General features: G+C 60.8%; 25 protein-coding genes. 15 read left to right on the top strand and 10 right to left on the bottom strand.

Going from position 1 to position 21736, the window contains the following annotated elements:
- Nucleotides 1-22 precede the first annotated feature (22 nt).
- The 3 genes from ASE94_RS19175 to ASE94_RS19165 form a co-directional block, all read right to left on the bottom strand.
- Nucleotides 23-619 (bottom strand): peptidase inhibitor family I36 protein, encoded by a 597-nt coding sequence (locus ASE94_RS19175; RefSeq protein WP_156352228.1) that lies wholly within the window; start codon nucleotides 617-619, stop codon nucleotides 23-25.
- Nucleotides 620-698: 79 nt separating this feature from the next.
- Nucleotides 699-1076, bottom strand: a complete 378-nt coding sequence (locus ASE94_RS19170) for an acyl-CoA thioesterase (RefSeq protein ID WP_244484205.1) — start codon at nucleotides 1074-1076, stop codon at nucleotides 699-701.
- Nucleotides 1077-1087: 11 nt separating this feature from the next.
- Nucleotides 1088-1684, bottom strand: coding sequence for a thymidine kinase (locus ASE94_RS19165; RefSeq protein WP_062631659.1), 597 nt, complete (start codon nucleotides 1682-1684; stop codon nucleotides 1088-1090).
- Between the two features lie 350 nt (nucleotides 1685-2034).
- Between ASE94_RS19165 and ASE94_RS19160 the strand changes: the two genes are divergently transcribed.
- A complete protein-coding gene (locus ASE94_RS19160) occupies nucleotides 2035-2421 on the top strand; it encodes a DUF2147 domain-containing protein (protein ID WP_061910629.1) in 387 nt (128 codons plus the stop codon).
- Between the two features lie 35 nt (nucleotides 2422-2456).
- Here the strand turns inward: ASE94_RS19160 and ASE94_RS19155 are convergent, their stop codons facing one another.
- The 3 genes from ASE94_RS19155 to ASE94_RS19145 form a co-directional block, all read right to left on the bottom strand.
- Complete coding sequence (locus ASE94_RS19155) at nucleotides 2457-3362, bottom strand: DMT family transporter (protein ID WP_082461325.1); 906 nt, start codon at nucleotides 3360-3362, stop codon at nucleotides 2457-2459.
- Between the two features lie 150 nt (nucleotides 3363-3512).
- Entirely contained in the window at nucleotides 3513-4733 is a 1221-nt protein-coding gene (locus ASE94_RS19150) for an aminotransferase class V-fold PLP-dependent enzyme (protein WP_200913712.1), read from the bottom strand.
- Nucleotides 4734-4905: 172 nt separating this feature from the next.
- On the bottom strand, nucleotides 4906-5613 hold the full coding sequence (locus ASE94_RS19145; protein WP_062631657.1) for a Spy/CpxP family protein refolding chaperone: 708 nt from the start codon (nucleotides 5611-5613) through the stop codon (nucleotides 4906-4908).
- Nucleotides 5614-5802: 189 nt separating this feature from the next.
- On the opposite strand from ASE94_RS19145, the gene ASE94_RS19140 reads away from it, so the two are divergent.
- From ASE94_RS19140 to ASE94_RS19105, 8 genes are all read left to right on the top strand, one after another.
- Entirely contained in the window at nucleotides 5803-6474 is a 672-nt protein-coding gene (locus tag ASE94_RS19140) for a YoaK family protein (RefSeq protein ID WP_062631656.1), read from the top strand.
- Between the two features lie 62 nt (nucleotides 6475-6536).
- Nucleotides 6537-6917 carry a VanZ family protein gene (locus tag ASE94_RS19135; RefSeq protein WP_062631655.1) on the top strand — a complete coding sequence of 127 codons (381 nt, stop codon included), beginning with the start codon at nucleotides 6537-6539 and terminating at the stop codon, nucleotides 6915-6917.
- 93 nt (nucleotides 6918-7010) lie between these two features.
- Nucleotides 7011-7412 (top strand): hypothetical protein, encoded by a 402-nt coding sequence (locus ASE94_RS19130; RefSeq protein WP_061910622.1) that lies wholly within the window; start codon nucleotides 7011-7013, stop codon nucleotides 7410-7412.
- Between the two features lie 162 nt (nucleotides 7413-7574).
- Nucleotides 7575-8942, top strand: coding sequence for an HD-GYP domain-containing protein (locus ASE94_RS19125; protein WP_062631654.1), 1368 nt, complete (start codon nucleotides 7575-7577; stop codon nucleotides 8940-8942).
- 73 nt (nucleotides 8943-9015) lie between these two features.
- Nucleotides 9016-9258 carry a DUF2188 domain-containing protein gene (locus tag ASE94_RS19120; protein ID WP_061910618.1) on the top strand — a complete coding sequence of 81 codons (243 nt, stop codon included), beginning with the start codon at nucleotides 9016-9018 and terminating at the stop codon, nucleotides 9256-9258.
- A gap of 125 nt (nucleotides 9259-9383) precedes the next feature.
- The gene (gene uvrB / locus ASE94_RS19115; RefSeq protein WP_062631653.1) at nucleotides 9384-11990 is read left to right on the top strand and encodes an excinuclease ABC subunit UvrB; all 2607 of its coding nucleotides are present in this window, start codon (nucleotides 9384-9386) and stop codon (nucleotides 11988-11990) included.
- Between the two features lie 84 nt (nucleotides 11991-12074).
- The gene (locus ASE94_RS19110; protein WP_062631652.1) at nucleotides 12075-12722 is read left to right on the top strand and encodes a hypothetical protein; all 648 of its coding nucleotides are present in this window, start codon (nucleotides 12075-12077) and stop codon (nucleotides 12720-12722) included.
- Nucleotides 12715-13827, top strand: a complete 1113-nt coding sequence (locus ASE94_RS19105; RefSeq protein ID WP_082461324.1) for an XRE family transcriptional regulator — start codon at nucleotides 12715-12717, stop codon at nucleotides 13825-13827. Before ASE94_RS19110 ends, ASE94_RS19105 begins: the two co-directional genes overlap by 8 nt.
- A gap of 106 nt (nucleotides 13828-13933) precedes the next feature.
- Here the strand turns inward: ASE94_RS19105 and ASE94_RS19100 are convergent, their stop codons facing one another.
- Nucleotides 13934-14338 carry an endonuclease domain-containing protein gene (locus tag ASE94_RS19100; RefSeq protein WP_082461323.1) on the bottom strand — a complete coding sequence of 135 codons (405 nt, stop codon included), beginning with the start codon at nucleotides 14336-14338 and terminating at the stop codon, nucleotides 13934-13936.
- A 282-nt stretch (nucleotides 14339-14620) separates the two neighbouring features.
- On the opposite strand from ASE94_RS19100, the gene ASE94_RS19095 reads away from it, so the two are divergent.
- The 4 genes from ASE94_RS19095 (at nucleotide 14621) to ASE94_RS19080 (ending at nucleotide 16723) form a co-directional block, all read left to right on the top strand.
- On the top strand, nucleotides 14621-14905 hold the full coding sequence (locus ASE94_RS19095) for a hypothetical protein (RefSeq protein WP_062631651.1): 285 nt from the start codon (nucleotides 14621-14623) through the stop codon (nucleotides 14903-14905).
- A gap of 63 nt (nucleotides 14906-14968) precedes the next feature.
- Nucleotides 14969-15355 (top strand): hypothetical protein, encoded by a 387-nt coding sequence (locus ASE94_RS19090; RefSeq protein WP_061910605.1) that lies wholly within the window; start codon nucleotides 14969-14971, stop codon nucleotides 15353-15355.
- 492 nt (nucleotides 15356-15847) lie between these two features.
- Nucleotides 15848-16297 carry a DUF1236 domain-containing protein gene (locus ASE94_RS19085; protein ID WP_061910603.1) on the top strand — a complete coding sequence of 150 codons (450 nt, stop codon included), beginning with the start codon at nucleotides 15848-15850 and terminating at the stop codon, nucleotides 16295-16297.
- Between the two features lie 135 nt (nucleotides 16298-16432).
- Complete coding sequence (locus ASE94_RS19080; protein WP_062631650.1) at nucleotides 16433-16723, top strand: SH3 domain-containing protein; 291 nt, start codon at nucleotides 16433-16435, stop codon at nucleotides 16721-16723.
- 3 nt (nucleotides 16724-16726) lie between these two features.
- Here the strand turns inward: ASE94_RS19080 and hemH are convergent, their stop codons facing one another.
- The 3 genes from hemH to ASE94_RS19065 all read right to left on the bottom strand — a co-directional run bounded on the left by hemH (nucleotide 16727) and on the right by ASE94_RS19065 (nucleotide 20451).
- Nucleotides 16727-17749 (bottom strand): ferrochelatase, encoded by a 1023-nt coding sequence (gene hemH / locus ASE94_RS19075; RefSeq protein ID WP_062631649.1) that lies wholly within the window; start codon nucleotides 17747-17749, stop codon nucleotides 16727-16729.
- An 87-nt stretch (nucleotides 17750-17836) separates the two neighbouring features.
- On the bottom strand, nucleotides 17837-19540 hold the full coding sequence (locus tag ASE94_RS19070) for a DUF1007 family protein (protein WP_082461322.1): 1704 nt from the start codon (nucleotides 19538-19540) through the stop codon (nucleotides 17837-17839).
- Nucleotides 19541-19554: 14 nt separating this feature from the next.
- Nucleotides 19555-20451, bottom strand: coding sequence for a LysR family transcriptional regulator (locus tag ASE94_RS19065; RefSeq protein ID WP_062631647.1), 897 nt, complete (start codon nucleotides 20449-20451; stop codon nucleotides 19555-19557).
- A gap of 198 nt (nucleotides 20452-20649) precedes the next feature.
- On the opposite strand from ASE94_RS19065, the gene ASE94_RS19060 reads away from it, so the two are divergent.
- On the top strand, nucleotides 20650-21072 hold the full coding sequence (locus tag ASE94_RS19060; RefSeq protein WP_156352226.1) for a MarR family winged helix-turn-helix transcriptional regulator: 423 nt from the start codon (nucleotides 20650-20652) through the stop codon (nucleotides 21070-21072).
- Nucleotides 21073-21248: 176 nt separating this feature from the next.
- A complete protein-coding gene (locus ASE94_RS19055) occupies nucleotides 21249-21734 on the top strand; it encodes an SH3 domain-containing protein (RefSeq protein WP_061910591.1) in 486 nt (161 codons plus the stop codon).
- Nucleotides 21735-21736 lie beyond the last annotated feature (2 nt).

Here is a 21736-nt window from a genome sequence, read left to right as displayed (position 1 = left end):
AGCCGAAATCGGAATCCGAATGCTAGTAAACCTCTAGCGAGCGGACGCGACGGTCGAGCCCAGAGGGCAATCGCGAGGAATCCGAGCGCAGCGTCACGCAGCGTCCATAAAGGTCGCTGTCAGTGCATAGATCGACCTCCGCATCGCCGAAAACTTCGACCGAGCGGATACGCTGATCCCAGCCGCGCGGCAGGCGCGGATATTCCTCGCCCACATCGACGCAGAACGAGTCGCCGCGGAAATTGCGCTGTGCGTAAAAGCACGCGCCGGCATCTTCATAGTCCGGCGGCGGCACTGGCTGTGGCCGGGGCGGTTGCGGAACAGGCTGTGGGCGTGGCGGCTGCGGCTGATAGCCTCCAAAAGCCAAGGCGCCCTCTTCCACCCAGCCGATGAATGGCCCGCTTGGCCCATTGCCATTGACCTGGCACCAGCCGCGTCCAAAGCAATTGGCATCCACCGTCAGGCCGCGATTCATATAGTAGCCCGTCGCACCATACTGCCAACCGGGCCCGCTATAGACTTCCACTGTCGTGGTCGCGAAGGCAGGTTCGGCCTGAGCGCTGGAAACGCTGGCAAAAAGACCGAGTGCAGCAGCGGCAGCGAGAAGAATGGCTTTCATGGTGTGGCTCCCCACGAGCAAGGCGATGTCGTGCTGCCTTTTTGGCGCGGCGTGGCTGAACGGAGGCTGAATGCAGAATTCAGGCGGGCGGGATCGGACGCTTTTGCCCATTGTCGTCGAGCGACACATAAACAAACCGACCCTCGGTCACCTTCTTGCGGTCGTCGAGCCTGTTGCGCCGCACCCAGGCTTCGAGCGCTATGGTGATCGACGTATTCCCGATCCGCTCTATGCTCGTATAGACGCAGAGCACGTCGCCGACCTTCACGGGCGCGATGAAGGTCATCGCCTCGACCGCCACGGTCACGACGCGCCCCTTGACCCGCTCGACCGCCGCAATAGCGCCAGCGATGTCCATCTGGCTCATCACCCAGCCGCCGAAAATATCGCCTGCCGCATTGGTGTCGGCCGGCATCGCCATAGTGCGAATGGTCAATTGGCCCAGCGGTTCGTTCATTGCGTCATCCATCATCGCGGTCCTTTCACCGGCCAGCGTCCCACGGCTTCTTCCCAATGCTTGCGGCAGAGCGAGAGATAGACCGATTTTTCGATCGATACCTGATCGCCATCGGTCAGCACCCGTCCATCCATGCTTTGCCGCACGACCATAGTCGCCTTGGCGCCGCATGTGCAGATGGTGCGGATTTCCCGCATCACGTCGGCGACGGCAAGCAGCTCCATCGAGCCGGGAAAGAGTTTGCCCTGGAAATCGGTCCGCAGCCCAAAACACATCACCGGAATGCGTAACCGGTCGGCAACGCGCGCCAATTGCCAGACCTGGTCGCGCTCGAGAAACTGCGACTCATCGACGAAAACGCAATCGACCTTCGACTCTTCGTGGAGGTCCTTGATCGATTGGTAGAGATCGTCTCCCGCCGAATAGAGTTCGGCCGGCTCGCTGATGCCGATGCGCGACGAAATCAGCCCGACCCCGTCCTCGACATAAAGCGCCGAGGTAAAAAGCAGCGGCCGCATGCCGCGCTCGCGATAATTGTAGGCAGCCTGCAGCAGCAAGGTGGATTTGCCGGCATTCATCGCGGCATAGGAAAAATAGAGTTTGGCCATCGTCCGCCCCAAAAAGCTGCGAACCACTCTGGCAATCCGCCGAGGCGCGTTCGAGCCCTTTTTGGCGCAGCCTGCAGGCCGGCGCGAGGACTATTCCCAATGGTCCACAAAAAAGGGCCGCCCGAAGGCGGCCAAAGCAACGATGCGGTGAGGTCGAAGACCTCGGGGGAACGCCCGCCGGGCTATGGGAAGGCGGGCGGCGCATCCGGCGATGCATGGGATGCCTCCGGAGCATGTTCACCGTAGGCCTTCTGCGTGACATCCCGATGAACCGCTTTCGGTGTTGCGAACCGTTCAGCCGCCATTCACCTCTGCGCCCGCAAACTCTGCCTCAGTTGCCGGAGAACATCATGCCCCGCTTGTCTGCCCTTTTGCCACTCGCCCTCGCCGCCTTCGTCGCCACCCCGGCCCTTGCCTCACCCAATGGCGTTTGGGAATTGGATAGCAAGGACACTCGCTTCAAGTTCGAACTCTGCGGCGACGGCAACCAGCTCTGCGGCCAGCTCGTCTGGCTCAGCGACGTCGACTACAACGAGCAGTATAAGCCCTATCTCAACAAGCCCATGGCCAACCGCCTGCGCCCGTCCGGCAGCAATGCCTGGAAGGGCAATCTCAAACTCTTCGGCTTCAACATGTCTGGCACCATCACCCAGCACAGCGAAGACCACATGACCCTTCAGGGTTGCGCAGTCCTCGTGGTCTGCAAGAGCTACGAGATGTATCGCGTTAGCCAGTAACTAAGGGTGTGTAGGGATTTAGGTCAGGGCGGAGCCTAGTTGGTGGCCAGGACCTCGGGCAATTGCCGGCGCGCCAACAGCGCCGGCACGGCTTCTACCAGAACAATTGCTGCAAACAGCAGCGCCGCCCCGGCATAGCCCACAGCCGGCAATCGATCGCCGAGCACCACTGCCCCACCCAGCGCGGCAAACAGACTTTCCGCCGAAAGAATGATCGCCGCATTGGCCGGCGGCACATATTGCTGCCCCACCGCCTGCAGCGTAAATCCCACAGCCGTCGACAGCACCGCAGCATAGGCGAGCTGCACCCACACACCCGAAATCTGCGCCAGCGTCGGCGCCTCGGTCGGCACGGCAATGGCCAGCGCCACGACACCCGCCACGAGGAAACTGATCGCCGAAACGAAGATCGGCAGCCCCGTCTCCTTGGCGATATGCCCCAGCGAGAGCACATGCATCGCCCAGAACACGGCACTGAGCACGATCAGCCAGTCGCCCTGGTTGAAGGCCGAAATCCCACCGCCATTGAGGAAATAAATCCCCACAAGCGCCATCGGCACCCCGACATAAACAATCGGATGCGGCCGCACCCGCAGAAACACCAGGCCGATCAGCGGCACGAAGAACACATAAAGCCCGGTCAGAAACCCGGCATTGGTCGCCGTCGTCGAGGCCAGCCCCGCCTGCTGCAGGCACGAGCCCATGAAAAACGCAAAGCACAGCACGCCGATCAGCAGCCAGTTGTTCCGCGTCAACGTCACCTTCCGCCGCTTCCACTCTCCCAGCGCCAACGGCAGCACCAATAGCCCACCGAGAATATAGCGCACCCCGGCAAAACTCAGCGGCCCCATCGTCCCCATGGCCGACTTCTGCGCCACAAAGGCAAAACCCCAAAACATGGTGCAAAGCAGCAAAAGCAAAGCTGCAAGTGGACGCGACATTTTTTGTAACTCGTTTTTTAGTTTAGGCCCGGAGCCCGTCACGAACTCGATTGTCACCCCGGCGAAAGCCGGGGCCTAACCCAAGATCTCAAGATGGATCCCGGCTCAAGGCCGGGATGACATCCGACGTTGTGAGAAGTGAATCAGTCTCTACAATTCCGCGTCTAGTGCCTTGATGAGACTCTGGATTTCCTCTTCGCTCGTGTAGTGCACGAACGACAATCGCAGCACCCCATGGTGCGGATCGATCCCCAGCGCCTCCATAAGCCGCCAAGCATAAAAATTCCCGCCCGAGGCCATCACGCCATGCTTGGCGAGGCGCTTCGCCACCTCGATCCCCGGCTCGCGATGCCGCAGCGCAACCGTCGGCGCCCGCAGCTCCGCATCATCTGGCCCCACCAGCGAAACATCGTTCCGCCCCTTGAGATAATCGAGCAGCGGCCGCGCCAGTTCGATCTCCTGCGCCCGCATCGCCTTATGCGCCCGCCGGAATGGATTGCCCTCGCCCCCGGCAATCTCGGCAACCTGCTCGAGATAATCCGGGATCCCCGCGCAAGCCGCGATCTGTGCATGATCCGGCCCGGCCGGCGTCAACCGATAGCGCGGCTTGGCATCGTTGAAAAAGTGCCCCTGGTTCGGCAGCGCCATCGCCAGTTCCGGCCGCACCGCCATCACCCCCTGATGCGGCCCATAGGTCTTGTAGGCCGAGAACAAATAGATATCCGCGCCCAACTCAGCCAGATCCGGCAGGCCATGCGGCGCATAGCTGACGCCATCGATCGCCACCACAGCCCCAACCGCATGCGCGCGCTTGGCGACTTCCCTCACCGGATTGATCTCACCCACCACATTGGAACAATGCGGCGCCGCGACGAGCTTCACCTTCTCATCGAGCACGGCGTCGAGCGCGCCGAGCGCCAGCCGCCCGGTCCGCGGATCGACGCTCCACTCGCGCACCTCGATGCCCTTCTGCGCCAACCGCCGCCATGCGCCGGTATTGGCCTCGTGATCCTGATTGGTCACGACAACAGCATCACCCGGCTTTAGCCAGCCCCCAAAAGCATTGCCCAGCACATAGCTGTTCGCCGAGCTCGATGGACCAAAGTGGATCCAGTCCGCCGTCACATTCAGCGCCGCCGCGATCCGCTCGTAGCTCAGGTTCATCGCCTCGCCCGCCTCGATCGAAGCGGGATAAACGCCATAGGGCTGCACCTTGGTCGCCCGATAAAAATGCTCCAGCCGATCGAGCACTACCTTGGCCGTATAGGACCCACCGGCATTCTCGAAAAACGCCTGCCCCTTTAGGCTCGGCTCGGCAAAGGCGGGAAAAAGCGCACGAATGCGGGCGGTGTCGAGTGGCAGCTGAATCATGGTCAATCCATCAAAGGCTGATCGATTGGTAGTCGAGCCGCACTCAACCAGCAACGAAAAACCCCGGCCGTTGAGGGCCGGGGTCCGCGGACGCGATGGACTTCGGGGGCAAATCGCGCCGCTCATCGGCTCCGCACCGAAGGATGCGCGGAGCCGGAAAAGCGTTTGCTGCTTAGGTCTGCGGCAGAGCTTCTGTCGGTGCTTCGGCAGGAGCGGCAGGCTGATCAGGCGCACCCATCTGGCCCGGACGACCATGCTGACCCTTGCCGTTCGGCCCGCCATGCTGGCCAGGGCGGCCCTGCGGACCAAAGCCGGGTTCGCCACGCTGCGGCGTAAGCTGGGCCTGCTGCTCGGCGGTCAGGCTATCGAAGAAAGCCTTCGCCGACGGCTGCACGGCTTCGAGCGCTGCAAGCTGCGCCTTTTCCATCGCAATGCGATTGTCGAGCCGTTCGGTGAACGTCGGCGGCGTCGGTGCAGTCGCAGTCGTGCCTTCGGCAGGCGGGGTCGGACGCAGACCCTCGGTAGCCGTCGTAAAGGTCTCAGCCGCCGCCAGCGCGTCGGTCTTGAAGGTCTCGAGCAGCGTCTTCTGCTCAGCGGTCAGGTCGATACGGTGGCTGAGGCGCACGATGGCAATTTCGATGCCTTCGCCGCCACGGCCAAAGTCGAGAAACCCTTCGCCACCACCACGGCGCGGTCCGCCGTCATGCGGACGATGGCCGGGGCCACCCATCGGACCATTGGCATCGGGCGGCATCGGTGCATCGGCCGTCGGCGGCTGCGGAGCGGCTGGAGCCGTCTGCGCCATGGCTGGTGCAATGGCACCCAGGCCGATCACTGCGGTCACGGCAGCAACGATGGCTTTTTTAGAAATCGAGGTCATGGTTTTTTCCTTGCATGGGAAACCGGTCGAACCGGAATGACACCAACCTACAGGCACCGGGCTGGCCCTGAGGTTGCGAGGGCATGAACTCTTGGCAAGGTCGGTAATGTTAGCCGCGCTCGCCGCTTGCAAAGCCCGGAAATCCTCGTAATTTCAGCGATCACAAATTGAACCGGCGGCCAAATTTCCGTGCTTATCCATGAAGGCGATCAGCGAACGCCTGCAATCGACGTCAAGCTGGCGGTGCTTCTGGCCGGTATCGCCGGCGCGCTCAACGCCTCAGGTTTTCAAGCCGCCGGCTTCTTCTCCGCCAACATGACCGGCAATGTCTCCGCCCTCTCCGATCAGATCGGCCTCGGCCGCTTCGGCCTGACGGGCATCTTCCTTGCCCTCATCGTCGCCTTTATTACCGGCGCCTTCTGCTCCGGCCTTCTCATCGAAACCGGCCGCCGCCACGCCATTCGCGGCATCTATGCCTATTCCATCCTTCTCGAAGCCGCCCTGCTCGCCGTCCTCGCCGTCGCCGATCTCACTATCCCGAGCTTCGGCCCCGGCCTCCTCACCGGCCTCAGCTTCATCATGGGCCTCCAAAACGCCGCGACGACGCGGATCAGCGATGCCCGCGTCCGCACCACTCATGTCTCCGGCATGGCCACCGATATCGGCCTCGCCCTCGCCTCGCTCACCTATGGCAACGGTCCCCAGCGCCTTAAACTCCATCTCAGCACCCTCGCCGCTTTTCTCTTGGGCGGCATTGCCGGCGTCGTCATCTATCTCGCCATAGGCGGCTGGCTTTTCCTCCTTACGGCGCTCCTTCTCCTGGTCATCGTCCTCCCCGAGGTCCGCCGCGCCCGCGCATGACGGGCACCTGCCATGCCGCCCCGCCACTGGCCAGCTCCGCCTCCGGCGCGTATGACAGTTTTATGACCAGAACCATTCTGCAGGCCCTCGCCTGGCTCGCCCTCATCGGTATCGCCATTGCCACGCTCTCGCCCATCGGCCTGCGCCCGCGCCTGCCCATGCTCCCGGTCGATATCGAGCGCTCCGCAGCCTTTGTGGTTGTCGGCCTGCTCTTCGCACTCGCCTATCCGCGCAAGATCTGGCTCGCTTTGCTGATCGTCATCGTCGGCGTTTTCGGTCTCGAATGGCTGCAGGAGCTTCGCCCAGATCGCCACGGCCGCTTCGCCGATGCCATGGTCAAATCCGTGGGCGCGCTGATTGGTCTCTCCGCCGGTTGGGTCCTTTTCCGCATCGCTGAAACCATCTTCCCATCCCTGTCCTCGGACACGCCTCGCACGCGTTAACAATCTGGTAAGACGCCCGGAAAACCGGTATTCTCAGGCCGCCTGCGGACATTGGGGACTAGCATGCTCCGCCGGCTTTCAGGGGGAACATCAATGCCAAAAATCTCGCATCTCTTCTTTCGGGCCGGAATTCTCTTTTTGATCACGGGCATAGGCCTCGGCCTCGCCATGTCGATCAGCCAGAACCATGACGTCATCGGCGCCCACGCCCATATCAATCTGCTCGGCTGGGTCACGAGCGCCATCTTCGGCGGCTATTACGCGCTCAATCCTGCCAAGGCCGAAGGCCGCCTGCCGCAGATCCATTTCTGGGTCTATACGGCCGGCGTCGCCATGATGAGCGTTGCGCTCTATCTGCTCCTCAAAGGCAATACCGGCGTCGAAGCCTTCGTCGCCATCGGCTCGCTGCTGACGGCCGCCGGCGTCCTCATCGGCGCCTATGTCTTTTTCACGCCCGCGCCAAACGCCGCCACCCGCATGCAGCCTGCCGAATAACACCACCGCGCAAACGCCGTCGCCACCCGGCTTGTCCGGGTGGTCCATCCAGCGTCAAATGGATCGCGCCCGCGAAGCACTTGCTTGCAATTGCGCAATCATACTCGGCGTTTGCCTTAAGGATTATCCCTTATCCTGCCTCCGTCAGACAGGCGGGGCAGCATGCAGGACGTCGTTTATCTATCCGAAGTCGTCGGCGCGCTCAGCTATGCGCTCGATATTACCGAGGGCCAGCCGGTCGGTCACAGTCTTCGCTGCTGCTGGATCGGCATGCATATCGGCATGCGGCTTGATCTCTCCGAAGAAGAGCTCTCCGACCTCTATTATACCCTTCTGCTCAAGGATATCGGCTGCAGTTCCAACGCTGCCCGCATCTGCAAGCTCTATCTGGCCGACGATCTTAACTTCAAGAATTCTTACAAGAGCGTCGACACCAAGCTCCCGGAAATCCTGCGGTTTCTGATCTCCAACACCGCCCGCAAATCCGGTTTCGTCGAACGCCTGCAAACCATGATCAATGTTGCCCGTAACGGTGGCGAGATCGCCCGCGAGCTCATCGAAACCCGCTGCCAGCGCGGCGCCGATATCGCGCGAAGCATGCGCTTCTCCGAAACCGTCTGCCAGGGCATCCTCGATCTCGACGAGCATTGGGATGGCACGGGCCAACCTTTGCGCCGCACCGGCAACGAAATCTCCCTTTTCGCCCGCATCGCCCTGTTATCGCAGGTGGTCGATGTGTTCTTCATGCGCGGTGGCGCCGAAGCCGCCGTCGCCGAGGTCAGCAATCGCGCCGGCCGCTGGTTCGAGCCAGGCCTTGTGGCCATCATCCAGGACCTCGCATCCGACGCCAAATTCTGGCAGGTCCTCCTCGCCAACGATCTCGATCATTGTGTCGCCTCGCTCGAGCCGCGCGCGCGCATGCGCGAAGTCGACGAAGACTATCTCGACGACATCGCTGCTGGCTTCGCCCAGGTCGTCGACGCCAAAAGCCCCTTCACTGCCGGCCATTCCGATCGCGTCTCGATCTTCGCCGATCTTATCGCCGAAGAACTCGGCTACGCCCCCGACCGCCGCCGCTGGCTCAAGCGCGCCGCGCTTCTCCACGATATCGGTAAGCTCGGCGTTTCCAATTCCGTCCTCGACAAAAATGGACGTCCCGACGAAGACGAGTGGGTCCAGATCCGCCAGCACCCCGAACTCGGCCGCGTCATCCTCTCCAAAATCTCCGCCTTCCGCACCATGGCCCGCATCGCCGGGGACCACCACGAACGCCTCGACGGCAAAGGCTATCCTCACGGCATTTCCGAGGCCTCGATCGACCTCGACACCCGCATCGTCACCGTCGCCGACATCTTCGACGCCCTGACCGCCGACCGCCCCTACCGCAAAGCCATGTCCGTCACCGACGCCTTCGCCATCATGCAAAAAGACCTCGGCACCGCCATAGACCCCACCATCTTCGCCGCCCTCCAACGCGGCTTCGTCCACATCGAAGACATCACCAACCCAGAGGAAAATCGCGCGGCCTGATAAGCGCGATGATCTTGTGTGGCAAACGGAGCCCTCCGCGCCCTCTCCGCGTTATCTGGGTACGGAGGACCCCATGACCCAAAACCACTACATCGTCTGCGAACGCGACGGCGCCTGGCAGCATACCAATCGCGGCAGCATTTCTGCACCATTCAAGACCCGCGAAGCGGCGATCGAGTCCGCCATCGACGAGGCGCGCGAATCCGGACAATTCGACGCCGAAGTCATCGTGCAGGATCCCGAGACCCAATCGCGTACCGTCTGGCGCCACGGCGAGGCCGGCCAGGCTTCCTCGCCCGCCCCCGATCCACAATAGCGCGTTTGCTTGCCTTTGGCCGCGTGCTAGAAGTCGTGATCATCTCCCCTGCTGACATTGCCTGACAGGACACCCATCTAGTGGTTTCCCTGCCCGTCCCGTCCTGCTGAAGAAGAGCCCGCGCCATGGCCCCCAAATCCACTCGCCCCGGCAAAGCCGAATTTTCCATCGACGAGTTCTTCGCCGAGATCGAAAAGGCCGAGGACATCCAGGCCAGCAAGCCGCTCTATGCCGAGCGGATGAAGAACAAGCGTGCGCTCGACCGCGCCGAGGCGGCCGAAAGAGAGTCCGCAACGCCCAAAACGCCGCTCGAAAAGCGCCGCACCACCAAGTCGAGCCACGACACCGCCACGGGCATGGCGAAGAAGTCGGGGAAGACCAAGATCAATTCCGTCGATCGCGTCGATTTCGACGGCATGGGCGAAGCGCCGCAAGCCGGCTTCAACCACATGCCCAGCAAAGCCGTCACCGCGCGCGAAATCTCCCGCGCCGCCGCTGCCGATCCCGAAGCGCAAGCCAAACTCCGGGAAGCCCTCGACGCCTCGGTCAAAAAGAACAAGGCGAAAAAAGGCGAGTCCCTCGAAAACGCCACCACCGTAGGCATCACCGCCACGGTGAAAGCCCTCGAGCAGATCATTCTCCATGGCCGCAAGGAAGTGGAAGGCTCCTCACCCTGGGTGCCCCATCGCCCCGAGCGCCCGGCAAAACTCGAAGGCGGCAAGGCCTTCAAGCTCGTCACCGACTACGTCCCCGCCGGCGACCAGCCCACCGCCATTGCCGACATCGTCGAAGGCATTTCCAACGGCGAGACCGATCAGGTCCTCCTCGGCGTCACCGGCTCGGGCAAGACGTTTACCGTCGCCCAGACCATCCAGCGCACCCAGCGCCCCGCGCTGATCCTCGCGCCAAACAAAACCCTCGCCGCCCAGCTCTATGGCGAGTTCAAGCACTTCTTCCCGGAAAACGCCGTCGAATATTTCGTGTCCTATTACGACTACTACCAGCCGGAAGCCTACGTTCCGCGCACGGACACCTATATCGAGAAGGAATCCACCATCAACGAGCAGATCGACCGCATGCGCCACTCGGCGACGCGGGCGCTGATGGAGCGCGACGACGTCATCATCGTCGCCTCGGTCTCGTGCATTTACGGCATCGGCTCGGTGGAAGGCTATTCCGCCATGATCATCGACGTGCACCAGGGCGAGAGCATCGACCAGCGCGAAATGCTGCAAAAGCTCGTCGCCCTGCAATACAAGCGCAACGAGCAGAGCTTTACCCGCGGCTCCTTCCGCGTCCGCGGCGACACCGTCGAAATTTTTCCGTCCCACTATGAAGACGCCGCCTGGCGCGTCTCCCTCTTCGGCAACCAGATCGAGAGGATTGTCGAATTCGATCCGCTGACCGGCAAGACCATTGGCGAGCGCAAGTTCATCCGCATCTATGCGAACTCGCACCACGTCACCCCCCGCGCCACCACCACCGGCGCGATCAAGCTGATCCGTTCCGAACTCGCCGCGCGCCTGCAGGAACTCAACGGCGCCGGCCGCTTCCTCGAAGCCCAGCGCCTCGAACAGCGCACCCTCTTCGATCTTGAAATGATGGAAGCCACCGGTTCCTGCGCCGGCATCGAAAACTATTCGCGCTACTTCTCCGGCCGCCGCCCCGGCGAGCCGCCGCCGACGCTGTTCGAATACCTGCCCGACAACGCCCTCGTTTTCGTCGACGAATCCCACGTCACCATCGGCCAGCTCGGCGCCATGTATCGCGGCGACCTTCGCCGCAAGGCGACCCTCGCCGAATACGGCTTCCGCCTGCCAAGCTGCATGGACAACCGCCCCCTCCGCTTCGAGGAGTGGAACGCCATGCGCCCGCAATCGGTCTATGTCTCGGCCACCCCCGGCTCATGGGAAATGGAGCAGGCCGGCGGCGTCTTTGCCGAACAGGTCATCCGCCCCACCGGCCTCATCGATCCCCCGGTCGAAATCCGCCCCGCCACCCATCAGGTGGACGACGTCATCGACGAGATCCGCCAGACCATCAAGCGCGGCTATCGCACCCTCTGCACGGTCCTCACCAAGAAGATGGCCGAAGACCTCACCGAATATATGCACGAGCAGGGCATTCGTGTCCGCTACATGCATTCCGACGTCGACACCATCGAGCGCATAGAGATCATCAGGGATCTCCGCCTCGGCGCCTTCGACGTGCTGATCGGCATCAACCTCCTCCGCGAAGGCCTCGACATCCCCGAATGCGGCCTCGTCGCCATTCTCGACGCCGACAAGGAAGGTTTCCTCCGCTCCGAAACCTCCCTCATCCAGACCATCGGCCGCGCCGCCCGCAACGTCGATGGCCGCGTCGTCCTCTATGCCGATAAAGAAACCGGCTCCATGGAACGCGCCCTCGCCGAAACCAACCGGCGTCGTGAGAAACAGATCGCCTACAACCTCGAACACGGCATCACGCCACAAAGTGTGAAGGCCCGCATCAACGACATCGTCGACAGCGTCTACGAACAAGACCACGTCACTGTCAGCATCGGCAAAGGCAAGGACGGCAAAGAAAAGGTCGTCACCGGCGACAATCTCGCGACAGTCATCAAAGACATTGAACGCGAAATGCGCGAAGCCGCAACGAACCTTGAGTTCGAAAAGGCGGCGAGATTGCGCGACGAGGTCAAGCGACTGCGGGAAATGGAGTTGGACACGTTGTCGGGCGAGGTGGATTAGTCCGACAAGAGCCCTCAGCCGAATTGCTCACTTCCGCTTTTTGTGCCACAAATGCGGAAGGAAAAACGGAAGTGAGCGATTCGCATGGCCAGCCCTTGCACAGTAGTGATCGACCCAATTAGTGTTGAGCAACGTCTTGGTGAGCTGGGCCTAACACCAGCTATCCTTGCGGATGTAGCGAAGCACTACGCCAGGACAGTACTTGGTATGTCGCCTGACCATCCCTCATGGTGCACCGGTATTGCCCCGGCTGGTGAAGCCGTTTACGCACTCCGTCAGCTAACTCGTCCCCTCGGATGGACGCGCGAGGAGTTAAGAGGCTTCGCGTTAACCATTCATCCTAAGGGTCTGTTAGCGGTAAATGTCGCAAAGGGTGATCTTAATACTGGTAATCCAGAGCATGAGCCGACCAGTCACTCTGAAAAGGGTGTTTGCACGGTTGAAGCTCTCGCCGAAAACCAGATCCCGTTCGATTTTCTTGAAGATGCAATTTTGGAAAGTGACCCGGATTCAAGAGCGACTTGGTACTTGCTGATGCGGGTGACAGAGAAAACCGTAAAGTATGAATTCTCGCTTCCGGTTGGCCTATCTGCCGACAGACACATATCCAAATGGGCGGAGAGGCTCATCTTTTCGGACATTAGCATTGAAGATATTGGGAAATTCTCTTCTGACGATCAAGCGGACAACGCAGTAGATATTAGGCCAATTATTACAAGAAAAAATGGATAAAAAGAAATTTAGCCCCGACAGACTGATTTGGGCAAGAAAAAGAAAAGGCCTAAATCAGTCATCTCTGGCTAAAATTCTTGAGGTTGATAGCCGGGCTGTCCGTGCATGGGAGGCCGGGGAGTACGAGCCAACTGGTGCAAATTTCGTAGCATTGTGCTCCGCGCTAGATGTACCAGAGCAGTTTTTTACGCTTCCTGCGATGACGGGTCCTGAACCAGAGCAGGCCAGTTTCAGGTCTCTTTCAAAAATGTCAGCAACTAAGCGAGATATTGCGCTCGCCAAAGGCGCTTTCGCTTTTGAATTCGCATCTTGGTTGGAACGCAGGTTCAATCTCCCTGAGCAAGATATTCCTGATCTTGGGCGCGGTATTGACCCAGAAACCGCAGCTATCGCCTTGAGGGAGTATTGGGGACTTGGCCAACGCCCCATAACAAATATGGTGCATCTCCTTGAAGCAAAGGGAGTGCGGGTCTTTTCACTCTCCATTGATGCAAAGGAGGTTGATGCATTCAACGTATGGGATGGCGCTATCCCATTTGTTTTTCTAAATACAAAAAAGACGGCGGCGCACAGCCGCTTTGACGCTGCTCATGAACTAGGTCATCTAGTGTTGCACCGGCACGGAGAATATAGCGGCCAGATCAGTGAAAAAGAGGCAAACGACTTCGCCTCTGCATTCTTGATGCCCAAAAGTGACATCCTGGCCTTGGCTCCCAAATTTCCTACGGTTGCATCGCTGATAAGTTCAAAAAAGCGATGGGGCGTCTCGGTTGCCGCCTTAACAGTGAGGCTTCATCGAGTGGGAATGCTGTCAGACTGGCAGTACAGGACCCTTTTCAAACAAATCTCTCAGGTGGGGCTACGCACGAAGGAGATAGATGATGAGGTACGAGAAAAGTCCAGTATATTAGAATACTGCCTACAAGATCTAATGCGAGATGGAAAAACAGTTTCGCATATTTCTCAAGAATTAAACTTCTCTGAGACAATTATAAAAGATCTTATTTTTGATCTCGCGATAGTTTCTATAGAAGGTAGCGCGACAAATCCAACCCCAAACAGATCAGGTTCTCCCCGACTTGTAGTAGACAACACAAGACGTTGAAGATTTCTGTTCGAGCGATCGAATTTGTTTTAGATTCGAATTCTCCAAAAACTCGATACCGCCCTCCCCCTCCAGGGGGAGGCTAGGTGGGGGTCCTGAACCCAGCCTAAGAAAAAGACCCCCCACCCGGCCTCCCCCTGTCAGGGGGAGGAGAAGCAAGGGCGGCGTCCGGCTCGCCCAAAACCCCACGCAGCACTTCAAACACCCCGTCGTCGCTGCCCAGCACATCCTCATTGGTAAAGCGCAGCACCGAATAACCGAGCCGGCGCAGATACGCCGTCCGAACGCTATCGCGCGCCATGCCCTCTTCGGAATAGTGGCTGTCGCCGTCGATCTCGACGACCAGCTTCTCCCGCTTGCAGACGAAATCAACCACAAATGGCCCGATCGGCGCCTGCCGCCGAAAGTGCCAACCGGCATCGCGCCATGGCTCCAGCAAGACCCAAAACCGCCGCTCGGCCGGCGTTTGGTCCCGGCGCAGTTTTCGCGCGAAGGTGGTTTGGTCGTCCATGTGTGTCCCCGGCAGAGAGGATAGCGGCGAGGTCGGATTGGAGAGATTGGGAGTTTTACTGAGGCTACCCCCACCTAACCTCCCCCTGGCAGGGGGAGGACGCAGCGGTTCTTGCCGCAATATCCGGGCCACCACCGGCCGATCCCTCCCCTTCCTAAGGGGAGGCTAGGTGGGGATCAAAAATGCCGAGACAATCGGAATCACCCGGTTCCATTACGCCCTTACACCACCTACGCCAAACAACGCATTGCCTCCCGCCCGGCCCTGCGCCACCCTGTCCTCATGACCACCCTCTCCAACGACGGCCCGCCGCTCGACGATGACGACTCCCATATCCCGCCCTGGGGCAAAAACGGCATCGGCCGTTATTTCGAATGGGCCCATGCAAAGAAGCGTGCCTTCGACGTGCCCTTCGACATCGCAAAACTTCGCGCCCAGCGCGCCGCCCTGATCGGCCTGACCTACGAGGAATATGTGAGCGAAATCCTCGAACGCGGCCGCTATCTCAATGCCGGCGACACGATCCGCATCGCCGAGATCATCGCCAAGCGTCCGGTGCGATACTAGCCCCACTTATCCCCCACGCCCGCGCCGCCCCTATTCTCGTCTCTCCAGCAAGGAGAGACCGACATGAGCCGCACCCCCTATCTCAGCCAGCGCCGCATCTGCGCCTATAATCGCCTGCAGGTCGATGTGATCGCGATGACCTATATCGTGCGCTTCCATAAGCCTAAGGGTCCGATCGGCGAGCACACGAGAGAGGCCTGCAATTCCATGATCCAGCAGGCGTTCAAGCTCTTTCGCCGCGAAGCCGGCATGCCGCATTTCCGCGTGCTCATCCCCGACGAGCCCTTTACCCTGGCCGATCTCGCCATTCTCGTGACGCGCCTGACGGCCGCCGGCATCATGTTCGAGGATCGCTATGCCCACTATAAGGCCAATGGCAAATTCCATAAATCGTTTCGCGTCCTTGCGCCGGCTCTCGATGCCGATGGCTTTCCCTCCAAGCACACCTGAGCCTGGGGTCCGCTCAATCCACGCCCGCAACAAGGCCGCCGCGCCCGCCAGGCGGCCAAAAAATCCAAATATCTAAAAATCTATCCCCGGCCCCAAAAGCCTGCCCCATACTGCAGCCATCCCGTCAGTTACGCGGTCCCGACGCAGGGCCGGATGGGAGGCCGGTGGATGGGGGCGCCTGTCCGGGCGGGGAGTTGAAATACGGCAGCCGCGACTGAAATAACGTTCGCGCCTGAATCCGGACCCGCTGCAAACTCCGGAGCCGTAACGGGCGGCCCTTGGACCGTTCTACCATAGTCAGAAAGGCCCAATGGCCGCCCGTTATCGTAAGCGAAACCGCGACGCCGCAAGGCCGGGCGGCATTTTCTGCTGGGCGCCTCTCTGTGGCCCCTGCGCCACGCGCAAAAAGCACATTCGTTCGGAACCGGAACCTTCGCGAGGGCTCGCCAGTTGTCAGCCCATTGCCAAAGGCGAAAGCCAACGGAGACTAAAATGAAGAAGCTTTTTATTGCCCTTATGGCCTCGACCCTCGTCCTGGCCCCAGCCATTTCCCAGGCGCAGATCATCAAGGATCCCAATGAGCAGGCCGCGGGCGGCGCGGTCGTCGGCGGAGCTGCCGGTGCTACCACGGGCGCCATTGTTGGCGGCCTGATCTTTGGGCCCATCGGCGCAGCCATTGGCGGCTTTACCGGCGCGACCATTGGCGCAGCGGGCGGCGTTGAAGCCAGCTCGGTCGATTATGTCCGCATGCACCCGACCGATCCCGTCGTGATCGATGGCTCCATCGATGTCGGCTATGCCGTCCCCGAAGCCATCGTCATCCACCCGATCGAAGGCGATCCGACGCACGGTTATTTCTACACCAATGACCGCGTCTACTTCGTCGACCTCAGCAATCGCGCTGTCGTCTACTCGCCCGGCCTCGTCGTAGCCGCGCAGTAATTACTGTCGCCGCGCAGTAAGCGTCGGATTTTTCTGAAAGCGGCCGCCTCCGGGCGGTCGTTTTCCTTTTTGGGCCAGCCGCCTTGTCTAGGCCACGCCGCTGCGGCAAGAACAGGCAAACCCAAGGATTGCCCCATGCGCGCCCTGCTCGTCCCCGCCCTTCTGGCCCTCGCCGTCACCCCCGCCCTCGCCGAACCAACCGCCCGCGTCAAAGGCGGTAACATCGCCGTTCGCACCGGCTCCGGCATGGAATACGGCATCGTCGGCCGCATCCCCGACGGCACCGAAGTCACCCTCGATTATTGCACCCGCAACGATCGCTGGTGTTTCGTCACCGACACCGGCTGGGTCGACGCCTCCTGGCTCGTCGGCTGGTCCGCCAAGATCCGCGCCACCCCGCCCGATTTCAGCGGCCCAGGCTGGTAGCTATTACAACCACCCGCTCAGCTCACGGCGAACCATGGATTCAATCATGTCCATGCCGCCAGGGCTGTCGTTGAGGCATGGGATATAGGCATAGTTTTCCCCGCCCGCCTCCATGAAGGTATCCTTGCCCCCCATGGCGATCTCTTCGAGCGTCTCGATACAGTCCGCCGAAAACGCCGGCGCCAGGATCGCGACTTTCTTGATCCCCTTGCCCGGCAGCGCCTCGAGCGTCTTGTCGGTATAGGGCTGCAGCCATTCCGTCGGCCCAAACCGGCTCTGGAACGTGACCATCAGCTTCTCCTTGGGCCAGCCGAGATATTCCCGCACCAGCCGCGTCGTCTTGTAACACTGGCAATGGTACGGATCGCCTTTCTTGAGATATTCGACCGGCATACCGTGATAGCTGGTGATCACGAGATCAGGCTCGAAATCGAGCTTGGCCACCCCGTCGCGGATCGAATTGCCGAGCGTTTCGATATACTTGGCGTCCTCGAAGTAAGCCGGTGTCGTCCGCACAGCCGGCTGCCACCGCATCTGCTTGAGCGCATCGAACGCCTTGTCATTCGCCGTCGCCGTCGTCGTCGCCGAATAATGTGGATAGAGCGGCACGAGCAGAATCTTTTGGCACCCTGCCGCCTGCATTTTCTCAAGCACGCTCTTCGTCGAAGGATTGCCATAGCGCATGGCATAGTCGACCATTACGCCATCGCCCGACATACGCGCCGCCAGCGCCTCGGTCTGGGCCCGCGTGATAACCCGCAGCGGGCTCTCATTGCGCTCTTTGTCCCAAATCTGCGCATAGGCATGGCCGGCCTTTTGCGGCCGGAAATTGAGAATGATGAGGTTGAGGATCGGCCACCAGATCAACCGATTGGTATCGATCACGCGCCGGTCGGATAGAAACTCTTTGAGATAGCGCCGCACGCTCCAGAAATCGGTCGCGTCAGGCGTGCCGAGATTGAGCAGCAGCACGCCCACCTTTTGCTGCGGAACGGGCGGGTGATCTTTAGGCAGGTGGTCGGACATTTTGGGGGCCGGTCGTGGAATGAGTCCAGATTTTGGCCGCACCATAGCCGCTTCTCGCCCTACCGCAAGGCGGCACTGGGTCGCGCTCTAAAGGCTCGCCATCAGGAGGAGAACACCAAACATCAGCACGAAAGCCGCGCCCGCCAATTCGGCCCACCAGACGATGCGCTGTGCCAAGACGCTCTCGCTACCACCAAGCCGGCTCACGAGCCCCTTTGCGCCAACGGCCAGCGACGCCAGCACCGCAACGGTGATCGCCGTACCCAGCCCCATCAGCAAGACGGAAACGACGCCTGCCAGCAGCACACCCTGCGACAGCGCAAAGACCATCACCACCAATGCGCCGGAGCACGGTCGCAAGCCTACTGCGAGCACAACCCCCAGCTTTTCGCGCCAATTACCCTTAAGATCAGCCGGCGCCACGGCATGGTGCATATGATGGTGGTGCTCGTGGTCATGCCCGTGGTGATCATCATGACTATGCCCATGATCATGGTCATGCCCCTGATGATGGTGATCATGGTCGTGGTCATGATGCTCATGCGCGTGCCCATCATGATCATGCCAGATATCGCGGCGCACCGGTTTCGGCTCTGGATTATGGTGGTGGTGATGCCCCCAGCCAAGAATCTTGCGCAGCAGCAGCCATACACCAAGCAGCGCGACCATCGCGTAGCTGAGGATTTCGACCCAATAGGCCGCGTCGCCAAGCGCTGTACTCGTCAGCCGCAACACGCCGGCCAGCAACAAAACAAAGACGATGGCCACCACGGATTGCAGCAGCGCCGACACCGCACTGAGCGCAATCCCCTGCCGCAACTGACGCTCATTGGCGAGCACATAGGACGAGATAACCACCTTGCCATGTCCCGGGCCCGCCGAGTGGAACACGCCATAAAGGAAGCTCAGTCCGCCAAGCAGCCAGAAGGTCGTCCAATCGCTGCGCATGCGGTCGAGCGCCCCGGTCATCGCGGCGTAGAAATTGCGCTGCTCCTGCTGGATCCAGCCGAAAAAACCGGTGCGCGGCAGATTGAGCCCACGCTCCGGCGGCGGGCCACCAAAAGGCGCCGTCGGCCGCGCCTCGGCCACGTGCTGCGTCGCCTCCAGCGCTGTCGTCGGCGCCGGTGCAGGACCACATGCAATGACGATCATCCCCTGCGTGCCGCGCATCGCGGCCGCCAGGTCTGGCGGCAATTCGAGAACATCCGGACCCAGCGCATAGAGCCGGTCCTCGGTCGCTTTGTCCATCGGCGCCGGCGGCACCAGCCGCGTCGAACAACTTGCCGGTGCATTCACCAACTGCACCGCCGAAGCATCGGCAAAGCTGATCGCCACATAATATTCGGCGTCAAAGATGCCGAGCTCGAACTTCGATCCTGGCGCGACGGGCTCGGTGGCATTGATCGAATAATCGAGCGTCACCCGATTGTTTTCATAGCGCATCCGCTGGTCGCCGGCCGGTGTGAACGCCATGCCATCCCCGGCATAAGTGTAGAAATCGTACTGCGCGAGCCCGTTCATGTTGTCGTCGGCAAGCGGCTGCATCTCTTCAGTGCTGACCGTGCCATCGCCATTGGTGTCGAGCCCCTGCACCATCCAAACGGAAAAGGCAGTGTCGAATGTCCAGTGGTGCCGCAGCGCCGCAATGCGCCCGGCGTCGTCAAAGACAACGTCGACCTTTGCATCGATGAAAATATGAGGATGCGCGAAGGTGGGCTGAGCCAGCCCAAGAACCGCAAGCAAGAACACCGCAAGGCGCAAGGCCTGGGCTCGGATAGCAGCAAGAGTCACGCCAGCAGAATCCGTCAGTTGATCGGGTGAGTGGCGAACCAGTCCACCAGATGGTCGATCAGCGCCCGCACCTTGCCCGCCAGATGCCGCCGATGCGGATAGACGGCCTGCAGCGTCTGCCCCGTGGGCAAAAAGCCGGGCAGCACCGGCACGAGCTCACCACTCGTCACCAGCGGATCAGCGAGGTACGAAGGCAATACGACGAATCCAAGGCCCATCGCCGCCGCCTTGCGCGCCGCCAAAGGCGAATTGACGCGCAGCGGCCCGTTGACCGGCACCGAGATGGTCTTGCCGTCCTCGACGAATCGCCAGTTCGATTGCCCCTGCAGATTGACGTCGATAATGCACGGCAAATGCCGCAAATCCTCAGGGTGCTTGGGCGCACCAACCGCCTGCAGCAGCGATGGCGCCGCACCGACAACCACATGCATATCGGCGATCTTGCGCGCGATCAGCGAGGAATCCGCCAGCGTCGAAATCCGCAATGCCACATCGATCCCTTCATCGACGAGATCGACATAGCGATCCTCCAGCCGGAGATCGAGCGACACTTTTGGGTACTTCTTGAGATATTCGAAGATCGCGGGCGCCAGCGTCGACTCGCCGAAATTACGCGGTGCTGAGACCCGCAACATGCCGCGCGGCTCTGCCGTCTGGTCGGTAATTGTCGCGTCGAGATCGTCCAGTTGCTGCAGCAGTGACGAGGCTTCACGATAATATGCTTCGCCCGCTTCGGTGAGGCTAAGCTTTCGCGTCGTGCGATTCATCAACCGAACGCCGAGATAATCTTCGAGATCGGTGACATATTTGCTGAGCAGAGCCTTGGAGCGCCCGTGGAGCCGCGCGGCCGAAGAAAAACCGCCTGAGTCGAAGACCTGCACGAATGCACGAATGCGGGCCAGATCCTGCATATTTGGTCCCTCGCTGCTCGCACGCCGCGGCGCGCCGCCCTATGCCAAGACAAGCGCGATTGCATCGCTCAGCCCTGCAAATCGACGCATAACTCATCTGCGCTGAGTGAACAATAACGGGTCTTGGTCGTTGCCTGATTAACGATAGGATAGAAGCATCATCGACGCGTAACTGGAGTTCGGACTATTTTCCCGCTTATGTCCAAACCTTCACCCAGCTCCGTGCTCTACCGGCTCATCGCCGCCGGCCAATTGGCACACAAAGCGCTGCTCGTGCCGCTCAAGGAACGCGGTCTCGAGCCGGGTGATGACGCCGTGCTGTTCGAGCTTGGTCGCTCCGGCACGACGGAACAGGCCCTTGCCGATGAACTTGGCCTCTCCCTCGAATCCCTCAACCCTCGCCTCAGCCGCCTCATCGAGCGCGACTTGATCGATCGGCGTGCGGTCGGCCCGGAGCTGGTTCCCGGCGTTGCGCTTACCGAGCGCGGCATTCGCATCCGCAATAGTCTCGCCGATCATTGGGCCCAGCTCGAAGAAGCGCTTCTCGGCGAACTCAAGCCCAAGCAACGCAAGAAGTTCGGCCAGATCCTCAAGCGTTTTACCGATCTGCTGCAATTTTAACGCGGACACCCTGTCCGCGAGCAACGCCGCGCCATTTCGCGCATTTCTCCAATCAACGCACCGTGAAACGTCTGGGCTCTCTGAAGTCTAAAGGCTTTGTTCAGTCTGGGTTCATCCACAATGCGCTTAATTAGTCCCAGGCAAACAAAGCCAACGACAGGGAAAGGAGAACTCCCATGGCCTTCAATCGCAAGCTCATAGCCTCCACGCTCGCAACCCTGGCAGTACTGGCAACCACCGCTGCGGCTTCGGCCGCTCCTGCAGTCGCAACCAGCAATGTCAACGTCCGCTCCGGTCCGGGTACCGGTTATGGTGTCGTCGATGCATTGCGCCGCGGCGAACGTGTGGACGTCCAATATTGTCGCGGTAGCTGGTGCTACATCGAAAAGCGCGGCCCAGATGGTTGGGTCTCGGCAAACTATCTCTCGACCGGCGGCGGTGGCGGCTGGAATGGTGGATGGGATGGCGGCTATGAGCCACCTCCGCCACCGCGTCCTCCCCACTGGAACCAGCCGCGCCCGCCGCACTGGAACCCCGGCCCACCGCCGCGTCCGCCACACTGGAATCCGCGTCCGCCGCGTCCTAACTACCCCTACCCGAGCAATCCGGGCGCCAGCTTCTGCTACAATGGCCCCAATGGCTACTTCTGCGTCGGCCAATAACC

Origin of the sequence: Devosia sp. Leaf64 (assembly GCF_001421945.1) — a bacterium.
Taxonomy (GTDB): Bacteria; Pseudomonadota; Alphaproteobacteria; order Rhizobiales; family Devosiaceae; genus Devosia.
Note: the sequence above shows the minus strand (reverse complement) of the source record. Positions and strands in the feature narration are given on the sequence as shown.

Excerpts from the sequence above, each read along its gene's own strand:
- ASE94_RS19095 (WP_062631651.1), top strand. The coding sequence starts at position 14,621 with ATGACCACCCTCTCCAACGACGGCCCGCCGCTCGACGATGACGACTCC.
- ASE94_RS19060 (WP_156352226.1), top strand. The coding sequence starts at position 20,650 with ATGTCCAAACCTTCACCCAGCTCCGTGCTCTACCGGCTCATCGCCGCC.
- uvrB (WP_062631653.1), top strand. The coding sequence starts at position 9,384 with ATGGCCCCCAAATCCACTCGCCCCGGCAAAGCCGAATTTTCCATCGAC.
- ASE94_RS19080 (WP_062631650.1), top strand. The coding sequence starts at position 16,433 with ATGCGCGCCCTGCTCGTCCCCGCCCTTCTGGCCCTCGCCGTCACCCCC.
- ASE94_RS19100 (WP_082461323.1), bottom strand. The coding sequence starts at position 14,338 with ATGGACGACCAAACCACCTTCGCGCGAAAACTGCGCCGGGACCAAACG.
- ASE94_RS19155 (WP_082461325.1), bottom strand. The coding sequence starts at position 3,362 with ATGTCGCGTCCACTTGCAGCTTTGCTTTTGCTGCTTTGCACCATGTTT.
- ASE94_RS19160 (WP_061910629.1), top strand. The coding sequence starts at position 2,035 with ATGCCCCGCTTGTCTGCCCTTTTGCCACTCGCCCTCGCCGCCTTCGTC.
- ASE94_RS19175 (WP_156352228.1), bottom strand. The coding sequence starts at position 619 with ATGAAAGCCATTCTTCTCGCTGCCGCTGCTGCACTCGGTCTTTTTGCC.
- ASE94_RS19120 (WP_061910618.1), top strand. The coding sequence starts at position 9,016 with ATGACCCAAAACCACTACATCGTCTGCGAACGCGACGGCGCCTGGCAG.
- ASE94_RS19090 (WP_061910605.1), top strand. The coding sequence starts at position 14,969 with ATGAGCCGCACCCCCTATCTCAGCCAGCGCCGCATCTGCGCCTATAAT.
- ASE94_RS19150 (WP_200913712.1), bottom strand. The coding sequence starts at position 4,733 with ATGATTCAGCTGCCACTCGACACCGCCCGCATTCGTGCGCTTTTTCCC.
- ASE94_RS19135 (WP_062631655.1), top strand. The coding sequence starts at position 6,537 with ATGACCAGAACCATTCTGCAGGCCCTCGCCTGGCTCGCCCTCATCGGT.
- ASE94_RS19125 (WP_062631654.1), top strand. The coding sequence starts at position 7,575 with ATGCAGGACGTCGTTTATCTATCCGAAGTCGTCGGCGCGCTCAGCTAT.
- ASE94_RS19110 (WP_062631652.1), top strand. The coding sequence starts at position 12,075 with ATGGCCAGCCCTTGCACAGTAGTGATCGACCCAATTAGTGTTGAGCAA.
- ASE94_RS19170 (WP_244484205.1), bottom strand. The coding sequence starts at position 1,076 with ATGAACGAACCGCTGGGCCAATTGACCATTCGCACTATGGCGATGCCG.
- hemH (WP_062631649.1), bottom strand. The coding sequence starts at position 17,749 with ATGTCCGACCACCTGCCTAAAGATCACCCGCCCGTTCCGCAGCAAAAG.
- ASE94_RS19055 (WP_061910591.1), top strand. The coding sequence starts at position 21,249 with ATGGCCTTCAATCGCAAGCTCATAGCCTCCACGCTCGCAACCCTGGCA.
- ASE94_RS19165 (WP_062631659.1), bottom strand. The coding sequence starts at position 1,684 with ATGGCCAAACTCTATTTTTCCTATGCCGCGATGAATGCCGGCAAATCC.
- ASE94_RS19105 (WP_082461324.1), top strand. The coding sequence starts at position 12,715 with ATGGATAAAAAGAAATTTAGCCCCGACAGACTGATTTGGGCAAGAAAA.
- ASE94_RS19145 (WP_062631657.1), bottom strand. The coding sequence starts at position 5,613 with ATGACCTCGATTTCTAAAAAAGCCATCGTTGCTGCCGTGACCGCAGTG.
- ASE94_RS19065 (WP_062631647.1), bottom strand. The coding sequence starts at position 20,451 with ATGCAGGATCTGGCCCGCATTCGTGCATTCGTGCAGGTCTTCGACTCA.
- ASE94_RS19085 (WP_061910603.1), top strand. The coding sequence starts at position 15,848 with ATGAAGAAGCTTTTTATTGCCCTTATGGCCTCGACCCTCGTCCTGGCC.
- ASE94_RS19130 (WP_061910622.1), top strand. The coding sequence starts at position 7,011 with ATGCCAAAAATCTCGCATCTCTTCTTTCGGGCCGGAATTCTCTTTTTG.